Below are 12,633 nucleotides of genomic sequence, written 5' to 3'. Positions count from 1 at the left end.
CCGCTGCACGCTTAAGAGCAAGGACCCGCTGATCGCTGCTCAAAACAACGTTGTCCGTCAACGGTCCGCCGTCCTCAGGGAAGAACCCATTATGTTCCTGTCTGGATCTCGCTCTTGCCAGACACTAGACACGACTCCTCCGCTCTTTCTCATTCTCTCTCTCTTTTCGGAGAGCGGAGAACCGATAACGGACAACCATTTTCTTATTCAACTTGCACACTGGAACTTGGAACTGTTTCAAAGATCGAGATTCTGACCAGCATGTCATAATAACTGGATGAGGTTAGGTAAGGGTTTCGAAATTTGGTTTACCAGGAACGAGTTACGAAGGTCGGATCTGAAGGATCGGGTCGCACGAGTTTGCTTATTCAAACCAGCCAGGCTTTGTCGGACGGCATTGAATCCATTAGTACTTATCACTGCAATTCGTTTTGCTTCAATAGTGGCCGGCTTTTATATTCTGGCCGTCTTTTGGCGAAGAGAACTTCTCTAACGGATTGCTCCCGTCTTCACTCGATCTCATCGGTCAAAGAGTTATTGGTCTTGCGCGGTCAACGATTCTTCACTTTCAATGTCTGCTTAAACGAGTATGAAATGCGACCGGAATGAAAACCCGCGCGCCTCCCGATTTTTCCTGAAGAGATTTGCCTATTTTTTCAGTCTCGTCTTTGTCGACGTTTCCCTCGAAATTGTGAATTACAAGCTTCCCTTCAGGGCTGTTGCTGGCTAACTCGGAAGCTGCAGAGATTGCATCTACCTTATCGTCAAACCGGTGAATGATTCTCTCTTCACTTTCGTGATCCACTATCCAGGATCCTTCGTGGGGCTTCACATGGTAGATGTCTTCAACAATGTTTTCACTAATACTCGGAATCTTCCGTAGTTCCTCATGGTGGTCCATGAAATGCACCTCCTACACATTTACGACAAATCTTAGGGTGAAAAAGTTCAAAAGCTCATCTAATGTCGGTCTCAGAACTTGACTCTCTTGCAAACAAGGCTGCGCCATAAGCTCCCATAATATCGGGCTCTTCGGGAATCAGGATTTCCGTTTTGAACAACTTCTTCATGACCTCGACTACTCCGGCATTTCTTGCAACTCCCCCTGTGAAGACAAGAGGTGTAGGTGATCCCAGTCTTGAATACATCGCACCCACTCTTTTTGCTATCGCCTTGAACAGGCCTGCCGATATATCTTCGATTTTCTCTCCCATTCCAATTAGCGAAACAACTTCAGACTCCGCAAATACAGTGCAAACCGAACTTATCGAAATATCCTTCTCTGACTTCCGGGCAAGCGAAGACATCTTTTCTGTGTTCAATTCAAGAGCAGAAGCCATCACTTCAAGAAATCTTCCCGTTCCGGCTGCACACTTATCATTCATTGCAAAGTCTTCGACATTCCCCTCGGAATTCAATCGGATAACTTTGCTATCCTGCCCGCCGATATCGATAATTCCGCGCGCTTCGGGAAAGAGTTCGAAAACACCTCTGGCATGACATGAGATTTCAGTGATCTTATCGCTTGCAGAAGAGACAAGCAGCCTTCCATAGCCCGTAGAAATGCATCTTCCAATTTGATTTCCATTCTTGTGGGAGAATTCAGTCATCTCCTTAATAAGAGCTTCTGCGGTATTCGAAGCCCTTATTCCCGTCCTCACGGTCTTGGAGAATATCATCCTTCCTTTTCCATCAATCAGGACGCCGTTTGTTGTAGTTGAACCGGAATCAACTCCTGCGTAAGTCACCGTAGTTTCCTCCTCAGATTGCGGTACGGATCTAGAGTCATTCTTTTCAATCAAAGCCCCAATTCTTGTGGTAAGCTGTCCATAAGAATTCAGTGGAAAATCCAGTTCAACTTTGTATGTCTTCTTGTCGTCACGGGGACGAACAAAATCAAAGAAGTCACAAAACTTGGGAACGACATAAACAGTCGCATCTGCACTGCCATCTGATACAGAAATTGTCTCAGAGAAACGAGCGCAGGGAGATCTCCACTTCAGCAGACGTTCGGCAATCGCCTTTAGCGGCTCGATGTTATCGACAGTTTTGCCGGAGAAGGGTCTTCTCCCTAGGCAAGTATCATTAGATACCATTACTCCTCCGGCCTTCTCCAGCGCATTGTCGAAGGCTCTCAAATCAGTTACTCCCCCACTCAGCGCAATTCGTTTTCTCGATCCGCCGTCAGCGAGGTTGGAGGAGTCGATTTCGGCTTTGTTGCCGTCTAGCGCCGAAAGATATAGCCTCGACAAGTCGGACCCAAGTAAATTGGTCTCATTTGTCAGTACGTGATCTACGAGATCGTCGAATCGATCAATGCCTTTATACAGGTTAACAGCAACACCAGAGTTTTCGAGGAAAGTCGTCAGATTGCCGATCTCGCTGGAAAGAAACTCTGTTGCATCAGCATCTCTTTTCCATGGGAGTCTTAGGATGAAAACCCTGGCCGACGAAAGCTCAGAGAGAAGATCTCCGATTCTTCGCATCGCGTCACAGGAGTCGGCTATCAAGAGATAATCGCCTGAATTCAGCCCCATTCCTTTTTCGTAGACTGTCTTTGCATAACCACATAGATTGCACCCTAGTTCGTGGCAAGTGACAGGAGCATCGGAGGTTATTCTGTGGAATTCGCTGTCGCTTCCCAGCATTACTTCCATCGGTATGTAACTGCACGAGTAGTAGATCATTTTCTCTTCTCCATTATCTCCAGGAATGCTTCTGTTCTTGTCCGCAACTGCCCGGCGCCCTGAGATGCATGGTCGACGCAGTCACCCGTGAGCTCTAGAAAGGGAATATTCTTTTCTTCGAAGACTTTCTTCAGATAACTCACCCCTGCGGCAGACTGTCTGCATCCCCAATGAGAAAAGTGGATAACTCCATCGGCGCTGAAGTCTCGAGCAAGATTCAGGCAGTAATCTCCGCGATCAACCACGCTTCCGCAAAGTGGGTTATATACCAGTTTCTCAGCAAGACTCTCAAGCGGTCTCTGCGGATCGAGCGGATACATCCAGTCCCACATCAGCTCGTTCGAAATCACAAGGTTCTTCGATCCCGGTAGGAAGAGATTGAAAAGTTCGTTGTCATAATAAGGGGGAATGTGAAGCCAGAGTATCCTCCTCGCATCTTCGGGAATCGCTTCAAGACTCTCGCCGACATTTCTGGAGGCCGCAGCTATTCTCCTATCGCCGGCAAGAGTATGCAGTACATACAGCGAGTTCATGTGTTCGTAGAGATGCAAAGGTAAATACGCGGTTTTCGCTCTGGCTCTTATCTCATCAAGATTTCCCATTAGCTCTCTTTCACAAGATAATCTCAATGACAACTCTTCCATCTTGAAAGCGGTTCCCGTTATTTCTTCGATCGTGCAGATAACTTCCTTCAGTTGTGAGAGGACGTATCCTACGGCTTCACGCTTCCGACCTCTGGGCACATCGATCAAGACGAAAGGAACATCGTACTCTCTGGCTATTCTCTTGAAGGTCGGAAGATTTCCATCACACAGAATGCTTGTCGTCATCACCAACTTCGGCGGAGGCAGAAGCTTTCTCATAGACACTCCAAGAGAAGCCCTATGAAATGTGCACAGGGAATCACTGATTCCTGCCCGTGAAGAATATGCAATTGCCGTGTCCTCAAGATGCATAGAGGAAAACGCTCCGGAAATGCCTTCGGCCGAAACAGGGTTAAGACCCACCGAAAGAAGAAGTTCAGATGGAGCCATTAAGTTCACCCACGCTGTATTCGAGCCCTTTATCGCAAGATATACTTCCTCCAGCGCCAGATGATTGACCACGTTGACAAATCGCGGTCGATCCCTGTCTGGAAAATGCCTTCTTCTGAAATTCTCAAATCCCATGCCAAGCTGAAGCCATTTCTTGAACCTATCGGTATCATCTATGTAATTTCTCAGAAAGCTGCCGAACTTCACACTCTTTCCTGACATGTATTATGTTCTCACTCCCGCCATCAAAAAATTGCTGAATCACTCCGCCATCCCTTTGAGTCGAGATATCGGACTGAATTCAATTATAACCTCTTGCGAGAAAAGAACCTGGACTTCACCGGTCGGCTACTTTCTTCTGCCGATATAGGAGCTCACCTAGAATCTTGTTCTTCGTAACTCGGCGGCTGTTTTTTGTCCTCTTCGCCAAAGCCAAAAGAAAGGGATTTTCGGAAGTGATAGCCGTAAATCGCAAATTCAACTGACAACGGAAAAAGCGATGGTCTAAAGATGGCCGTCCAAAGGAGCAACAACCAATAGTTGATTCGCCCTTTTTCCTTTATTCCAAGTACCCAAAGCGACTTCATAAAGGCCTTCAGACTCTCGGAAAGGGGTCTGACATGTCTAAGTGAATTCGGTTTGTAGTTTTTGAGAAAGGTTATTACTCTCTGCCGGTAGGGTTTCGGCGCGTATATGTTTCTAAGTATTTTGTAGTAACCGTCTACGAGGTTATTGAGACCCATCTTGGGAATAATGTTAGTCAGAATGCTGGTGTTGTTACCTGAGAACTCCGACGCGATCCTGTTCTCGTCTTTTAACCTCAGGAAGAGTCTTGTGCCTGTAGGCGCTGTGAGAACACCGACCATTGCGGTGACTATGCCGCTCTTCTGAATGAAATTGATCATGTTCCGAAATACCGAAGGCTTGTCGTGATCAAAGCCCACAATAAATCCACCCTGAACCTGCAGTCCGAACTCCTGCATCTTCCGAACAGACGAGAGCAAGTCTCTGTTTCGGTTCTGGTACTTGCCGCATTCAACGAGACTTTCCTCCTCGGTAGTCTCTATGCCGACAAAGACGGTTCCGAAATTTGCGTCGACCATAAGTTTCATGAGCTCGTCGTCATCTGAAAGATCAATTGAGGCTTCTGTATTCAGCACAAAGGGATACTTCCTATCTTTCATCCATTTAGCAATAGCGGGAAGAATCTCTCTCTTCAGTTTGGCTTTATTTCCAATGAAGTTATCGTCAACTATGAATACTCCTCCACGCCAGCCGGCCTTATACAATGCTTCCATCTCGCCAATGAGTTTTTCGGCTCTCTTCGTCCTGGGAATATGTCCGTTTAACAGAACAATGTCACAGAACTCACAATTATAAGGACAACCTCTAGAATACTGGATATTCATAGAAGAGTATTTTCTCATGTCAAGAAGCTTCCAGTCTGGAATGGGACTGTCAGAAATATCTGGAAAGCCGTCGGATCTATAAATGTGCTTAGCCTTGCCTTTCTCTAAATCATTAAGAAACGGTGCCAGAGTCACTTCTGCTTCACCAAGAACCAGATGATCGACTTCATTGAACTCCTCAGGTCTGGTGGTGAAAAGCGGCCCGCCCGCTATCGTCTTGACGCCCAACTCCTTGCATCTCTGAATAACCTTCTTTGCCGAGTCAAGCTGAACATCCATTGAGCTTATCATCACGTAATCGGAGTCTAAGATATCTTGATCACGTAGAATGTCCGTATTCATATCGATGAGTTTTCTCTCCCATTCTTCGGGTAACATGGCCGAAACGGTCATGAGGCCTAGCGGTGGATACGCCGCTTTTTTTGAGACGAATTTTAGTGCGTGCTTGAAACTCCAAAAAGTTTCTGGATATTCTGGATAGACCATCAAAACTTTCATATCTCCACTTCCCTCTTTTGTGATGACACTCGAACCTTTTCTGGAAACACCCTGCTCTGCAAGATGATGAATTCATGCTATATCAATAATTGTTTAGGCTCAACGTTTCTCTACTTTGGCTGGACCTACCCGTCTTTGATCTACAAGAATTTTGAAGTATCCACAGATTCCATACTCTTGGAAAACGTGGTAATCAGTTGAAGACCGAAAAATATCTCTCATCCCGCAGCGTCTAATGATTATTTTATCACAGCGGTCCAATCGAAAGAGCCAATCGGTGCACATATTCCCAAAGGATCTGAACTATTCTTAATCTTTGCGAAGGATTTTTTCCCGTGGAGAACCTCTTTTCGCTCACGCTGAACGCCGTGAAATACGGTCCGCCGTTGACCGTTCAAGATCATGAACCGATAAGATCGAGATGAGATAAGAAAGGGGATTGTGAAACCGCTCGCATAGCTCACGAAAAGCCGAAAAACAGAACCCTTCGACATGTCATCCCGATTTGCAACTGTTCGGGATCTGGTCCTGAAACGCTCTAAGGATCGAGATCCTGGACTGAACCATGCCAGATGACCTTTCGGGAATGACTACCGTAAAACATTCCAAAGGAGCCTGAAACCGTAGTGAGTAGTAAGGAGAATTGCGCTCAAGAAGTATAGAAAGACGAAAACATCTTTGCTACGACCGAAATTGAGTATCTCCTGTAAACTGTCTTGCTGCCGTTTTCGGCAATCATCTTCATCTTTCGGGCCGAGATTTGATGGTCCAGCAGTACTCTCTGTAAGTCATTCCCTATCGTCGACTCATTCGTCGTATCTATAAGAAAACCGTTTTTTCCGTGACGTATATAGCTCTTCACCCCTCCGCGCCTGGGCCCTATTGCTACGAAACCGGCCGCCATCGCCTCGAGAATCGCAATGCCGAACTCCTCTTTGAAGGAAGGCGCAACATAGATAGGGGGCCAGGGAGTTGCCTTTACTTGTGCGATGCTGTTTTCCAGACATCTAATTTCATCATTGCTCATGGCAGGCATGTGGCAGAATCTACCCTGGATTTTGCGGTTTTCTTGCGCGTACTTTCTAATCTCTTCCAGTTCGCATAACTCAACTTGATTTGGATTCTCTATATCTCCTCCAATAATAACGAGATTGAATGAATCTCTGAGCCGCGAATCCCCCCAAGCCTTTAGCAGTTTTGTCTGACCCTTTGTGGGATCGAGTCTGCCAATCGTAAGCAGAAGGGGATTAACCCTGAATGAGCGGTCGATAAAGAATTCCCTGTTTTTGTCAAACAAAACTGAGAAAAGTGGGCCTTCGCCGGAAAAAGGACACTCATTACGCAGAGAGATGCCCTCGGGCATCATTTCGAGCTTCGCCGCGACATCCGTTTCGAAAAGTTGAGGATAATACGATAAGAGCTGACTATGACTTTCTTCCGCGCCGATTCCAAATAATCTATGGCACTCTCTCAGCATTGTGTGCGAGATCTCCGCTCTTGAAGTCTCCTTCAATGCTTTGACTGGATCCAGGTTGATAAGATCTCCGTTATTGTCGGAAAAGCCACGCTGTGGATCCGGAGTTATCGTGAAGAACGACTTCGAGTTCATTTCTCTCGCTAAATCAAGCATTGAATAGGAAGCATAATCGGAGAAACGCATGTGCATTTGCGCTGGATGAATACCGACAATCGCGAGAATATCACTTACGTTTGAGCGTACATCCAACCTTCCTTTGAGAAAGCTGTCCCCCTTCATTTTCTCATAGTCAATTAACGGTGCATAAATGAAGAGATGTTGCTCTCTTTCTTTCTTCAACAAGAGATCGCTTTCCAACAGGGCTTTTGCATCGATTGGAACAACCGTAATCACTCCAGGAAGGCTCTCAGAGAGATTATTGCCGAGTGTTCTAAGGAAGGTCCCCATACCTCCGCTAGAACCTTTCCCCGCTTTCAATGGATCACCGTAGAAACTGAACTGAACCAGCGGATTTCCAATAATCGAATGATTTCCTAGATTCTTGAGGGAGTTATGGAGCAGACTGATTGAAGCATCAGAACTCATGATAGGATGGCTTGGAGGGAGATCGATCCCATATCTGGCAACTTTCAGTAAGCCCAGAAGGGCAAGAGATTCCTCAGATCCATCTATTGTGTTTATCATCTCTCTGATGAGCGTCTCGTTCCCATCCGCCAGGGACAGCAAAGATCGCCTAATTCTTTTCTCTTCTTTCCAGAGCCTCAGCAGTAGATCTGCGTTCCACTCCTTCCTATGGCTCAGGATTGCCGATTCAACAGCTATCGGCAGCAGCTCTCTGGAAGATATTGTTTCCAGGTCTTGACTCGGAAGCAGTCGGGCGAGGAGAAAATCCGTCTCTTCAGAAATTCCTGCCAAACTCAGAACACTCTTCTCATGAAGTTCTTTTCCAGCTCGAACCATGCCTCTCAGGAACGATGTTGTCAAAAGAGCGCTGCCATCCCATTCCTCTTTTTGATCGTTGAACTCTTCGGGGCTCAGAAGCTCCCCAATCCTGATCGCTGCCAGGATCCTCATCAGAGAATTCCTGTGTTCTGCTATTTCTTTGAGTTTGTCACGATTTTCAAGTGAGTCTATAATGTGATGAGCAACAGCGAACTCATCTGAAACGTGACTGTTCTTATTGACGACATCACAGGCAGATTCAAAAGTCATCAGGGATCGATCAACTGAATTAGCGGCTCTCTTAATTTGATCGCGTAGCTGTACACCTGCTTCTTTCACTTTCTCACCTCATTGATGATCATACCAGCGAGTTTACCTCCCATATGCGTGAAATACAAACTCTACCTGAGATAGCTTTCGACTTTCGATTCTTGTTTTCGAGACTCCTTTCAAGAAAGATTTGTCCCACCTCAGTGCTGATTTCAGGCTAAACTGTTGAAAAGAAGGTTGAGATCTCTCAGACGGACTGCCACACGTATTGAAAATAATTTTCACACATTCTAAGCAGCAACCACGTCATCTTTGCTATCATGTAGATCCTCTCATGAAAATAATAGAAGGCTCTGTTTTTTAAATGCGTGAAACCAAACAGAGAACTTTGATCCCCAAACCCTGCTTCTGATGCGGGAATACTTTGATACTCTTCTTTCCTGCAACGGAGACATTCTCGGGGGATACCGAATTTTAGGAGGAAATAAAAAAAGGGGAGAAATCTCCCCTCTGGTGGAGCCGAGGGGATTCGAACCCCCGGCCTCCGCCTTGCGAAGGCGGCGCGCTCCCAGCTGTGCTACGGCCCCACGCAAGATTGATTATAGCTCGAATTATCAAGGAATTCAATCTATCACGGAAAATCACAGGCTTGAAGGAATCCCTATCAGCTCTCCAAATTCAAACAGACTTAGATCAATGGAATGACACGGTTTGACAATGTAGGCCGTATCAATTCCATGTCCAGTTCCGCCAGAGGTGATAACCCAATCGCCGACTCTTATTAAGCCGGCATCGGCAGCCATAATCGCGATCTCTACGGCCACCTTCGTTCCCTGACCGAACAGCCGAAGAGCCGCCGCGAATACTTGAGGCGGATGAACACCGCCGTTTGCCTTGGCAAAGGCACCATCAATACCCCGGAAGAGATGAGTTGCCGTCAACAGCGAGTGCCTGCTACCGGTGTATTGCTTTCTGATGAACGGATCAAATTCATCGCCGTTTGGCTCCCTGAAACCCACGCTATGAGTAACAACGGTCAGTCTAACCGAATCGGGGACAAGATCAAGTGCAATTTCTGCGACTCTTCCGCTTGTTGAAGGCAGAACCACGTCCCTGATCTGCGTTTCCTCCGATCGCTCAAAAATCCTGTGAAGAAGAGTTCTAGTAGTCTCTTCATCACTCTTAGAGAAATACATAGTCATTCACTTATCACTCCCAATCAACTGTCTTCATCGTCTTTCTAATAATCTCTTCCTCCACGAGGAATGGAAGAGTAATCTGCTCGTTTCTTCTTCTCTCTTTGTTGAATTCCGAGGCAATCAACAAGGCATTTTCGTTTCTTGCCCAGGCTCTCCTTGCAACACCGCTCATAACATCCCAGGAAATAGATGTCTCTATTATCTCATCAACTCTCCGACTTCCATCGAGAACAAGTCCAAATCCTCCGTTTATTGCCTTCCCTATTCCAACTCCACCACCATTGTGAAGTGAGACCATGCTCATCCCTCGGGCCGCATTTCCTGCAAAGCACTGTGTTGCCATATCTGCCATGACATTACTTCCGTCCTTAATATTTGCAGTCTCCCTGAAAGGCGAGTCCGTTCCTCCGGTATCATGATGATCTCTTCCTATCATTACAGGTCCTATTTCTCCATTTCTAACCATGTCATTGAACTGCAGCGCAATAGCGCGCCTTCCGGCCGCATCTTGATAAAGTATTCTAGCCTGAGTGCCCACTACCAGTTTGTTCTTGTCGGCATCCTTTATCCAGATGTAGTTGTCTCTATCTTGTCCACAACGTTCTGGATCGATACATCTCATTGCGGCAGCATCTGTTTTCAGTAGATCTTCCTTTCTTCCGCTCAAGCACACCCAGCGAAAGGGACCGTAACCGAAGTCGAACAACATGGGGCCCATGATATCCTCAACATACGACGGGAAGATGAATCCGTCAGAAGTATCTACTCCATTTTTAGCGATATTCTTTGCCCCGGCATCAAAGACTGCCTTCATAAATGAGTTCCCGTAATCGAAGAAGTAAGTGCCCCCTTCTGCCAGCTGGCTGATGTATTCGAAGTGCTTAATGAGTGATCTATCAACAGCCTCCCTAAATCTGCGCTTGTCTGTTTTCAGGAGTTCTGTTCTCTCCTCGAATGTAAGTCCCTGAGGACAGTATCCGCCGTCGTACGGAGCATGACAGGACGTCTGGTCCGACAGAAGCTCAATGTTCAAACCTTTCTCAACCGCAAATTCCAGTAGATCGACTATGTTTCCGTGGAAGGCAATCGCATGACTTTCATTGTTCCGGGTCTTTCTTTCTGCCAGCTTAAAGGCCCTCTCGGGCTCTTCCACAACTTCATCCACCCAGCCCTGCTCCAATCTGGTCTGAATTCTAGAACGGTCAACTTCGGCAATAATTCCCACGCCGCCGGCTATCTTGACTGCCTTCCCCTGGGCTCCGCTCATTCCTCCGAGGCCAGAAGAAACAAATAGATGTCCGCGTAGATCACCGTCGTCTGCAATTCCCAGCTTCAGCCTTCCGGCGTTGAGAATCGTATTGAAGGTACCGTGCACTATCCCCTGAGGTCCAATGTACATCCAACCTCCTGCAGTCATCTGTCCGTAGTTGGCAACTCCCAGAGCCTGAGCCTTGATCCACTGCTCCTGGTTGTCGAACATACCCACCATAAGCGCGTTGGTGATAATCACCCTTGGGCTTGAAGTGCCCGATTTGAATAGACCAAGCGGGTGTCCGGACATGACCACAAGTGTCTGCTCATCGGTCAATTCTTCGAGATATCTCTTTATTAGTCTGTACTGCATCCAGTTCTGGCAGACCTGCCCCGTTTCTCCATAGGTAACTAGTTCGTAAGGGTAAAGGGCCACCTCAAAGTCAAGGTTATTGTCTATCATTACCTGGAATGCCTTACCCTCAATGCATTTTCCTTTGTACTGATCGATGGGATTTCCCGTTATCTCACCCTGAGGTCGATAGCGGTATCCGTAGATTCTTCCCATAGTCAGAAGCTCTTGAAGAAATTCGGGAGCCAGTCTGTCATGAAGTCCTGTCGGAACGTAACGAAGCGCATTACGCAGTGCAAGCTCAATTTCCTTTCTAGAGAGATTTAGTTCTCTTTTCGGTGCTCTTCGAATTCCTTGCCTGAAGACAGGATCGGGTGGCAAGCTCTCATCTAATTTGATTTCCATCGACTCGTACATATCACTTTCAGAAAGCAAAATCAATCCTCCTTTCTCAACAGTTATCTGTAGTGCTTAGGTAAACGCTCTTATTCATGAAAGCTCTACTGAACTCCGTAAACTCCCGTCAAAGAGTCCTTAAAAGGCTCCCAGTGAGGTGGAATGAAAGTAAATATCACAAAAACCACTCCGAGAACCACAAGCATCACTAATGGCAAAAGGATCATAATTCGACTGATTTCCACCCTCGAAGAAACATGATAAGAGACCAGCTGCCCTAGGGCCACTGCCGCCGCCATAAGAAGTATGTCGATAATCAAGACATGATGGATGAAGAGAGTGTAGAAATAAAAGCCTCCCAGAATAGTGCCGCACATGATATATATGCCCAGAGTCTTTCCAAGGATCAAGGACGGAATTCTGATCTCTTTGAACAGGAGGGCCTCAAGAACTAGAAGGAAAACTCCTGGAAGGAATATCATTTTCAGGTGCTCCCAGATACTTTCATTGACGGGAGTCAGGGCGCCAACTATAATATTGCCGTTACTCCATTCATAGACCATGTGGAGAAGAGCGCCAAGAAAGAATATGAAAAAGAAACCGAAGACCTCCCTTTGGAAAAACCTCATCTTGCTCATAAGAACCCCCGTTAGAGTTCCCGATTACCAGACGTACCCTTCTGTAATTTTGGACTTCACGATCCTAAGTTTCCTCGGAATATCTATCCCGTAAGGGCATCGCTCGTTGCATATGCCGCAGTCGGTACAGGCATCGACATCGGGAATCATTGAGTTGTATTCTGCAATACCCTGATCTTCGCTTCCAAACCAGTGAGCTAGTCTGTCCCTCAAGGCATAATCCGAAGCACTTCTGACTTTTCCATCTAGCATCTGCCTGTCGTAACGGCCCTCTGCAAGAAAAATACCGGGAATGTTTATTCCCTGAGGACATGGAAGGCACTTCATGCACTGCCTGCAAACGTAACCGCCAAGTTCTGGCGCCTCAAAAAAAAGCTGCTCGAGCTCTTCGGGAGAGAAGGGTTCTTTATCTATCAGCTTCAGATCTTCCTCTAGCTGATCGAGGGAGTTGATTCCACTGACGATGCACGAAACAGGTAT

General features: G+C 46.6%; 9 protein-coding genes and 1 tRNA gene. All 10 read right to left on the bottom strand.

Features of this window, described 5'->3' with window-relative positions; translation table 11 throughout:
• Window positions 1–568 precede the first annotated feature (568 nt).
• A complete protein-coding gene (locus ENN47_05930; GenBank protein HDP77711.1) occupies window positions 569–901 on the bottom strand; it encodes a DUF2188 domain-containing protein in 333 nt (110 codons plus the stop codon).
• A 55-nt stretch (window positions 902–956) separates the two neighbouring features.
• Window positions 957–2,687 (bottom strand): CoA protein activase, encoded by a 1,731-nt coding sequence (locus ENN47_05925; protein ID HDP77710.1) that lies wholly within the window; start codon window positions 2,685–2,687, stop codon window positions 957–959.
• Entirely contained in the window at window positions 2,684–3,943 is a 1,260-nt protein-coding gene (locus tag ENN47_05920; GenBank protein ID HDP77709.1) for a 2-hydroxyacyl-CoA dehydratase, read from the bottom strand. Before ENN47_05920 ends, ENN47_05925 begins: the two co-directional genes overlap by 4 nt.
• A gap of 152 nt (window positions 3,944–4,095) precedes the next feature.
• Window positions 4,096–5,628 (bottom strand): B12-binding domain-containing radical SAM protein, encoded by a 1,533-nt coding sequence (locus tag ENN47_05915; protein HDP77708.1) that lies wholly within the window; start codon window positions 5,626–5,628, stop codon window positions 4,096–4,098.
• 649 nt (window positions 5,629–6,277) lie between these two features.
• Entirely contained in the window at window positions 6,278–8,317 is a 2,040-nt protein-coding gene (locus ENN47_05910) for a glycosyltransferase (GenBank protein ID HDP77707.1), read from the bottom strand.
• A gap of 511 nt (window positions 8,318–8,828) precedes the next feature.
• Window positions 8,829–8,904 (bottom strand) — tRNA-Ala (locus tag ENN47_05905).
• A 54-nt stretch (window positions 8,905–8,958) separates the two neighbouring features.
• Complete coding sequence (locus ENN47_05900) at window positions 8,959–9,519, bottom strand: hypothetical protein (protein HDP77706.1); 561 nt, start codon at window positions 9,517–9,519, stop codon at window positions 8,959–8,961.
• Between the two features lie 7 nt (window positions 9,520–9,526).
• A complete protein-coding gene (locus ENN47_05895; GenBank protein ID HDP77705.1) occupies window positions 9,527–11,554 on the bottom strand; it encodes a urocanate hydratase in 2,028 nt (675 codons plus the stop codon).
• Window positions 11,555–11,619: 65 nt separating this feature from the next.
• Window positions 11,620–12,153, bottom strand: coding sequence for a hypothetical protein (locus tag ENN47_05890; GenBank protein HDP77704.1), 534 nt, complete (start codon window positions 12,151–12,153; stop codon window positions 11,620–11,622).
• 24 nt (window positions 12,154–12,177) lie between these two features.
• Window positions 12,178–12,633, bottom strand: a 456-nt coding sequence (locus ENN47_05885) for an aldo/keto reductase (protein HDP77703.1), incomplete at its 5' end; no start/stop codon positions are given.

The organism is Mesotoga infera, assembly GCA_011045915.1.
In the GTDB taxonomy this organism is placed as follows: domain Bacteria; phylum Thermotogota; class Thermotogae; order Petrotogales; family Kosmotogaceae; genus Mesotoga; species Mesotoga infera_D.
Note: the sequence above shows the minus strand (reverse complement) of the source record. Positions and strands in the feature narration are given on the sequence as shown.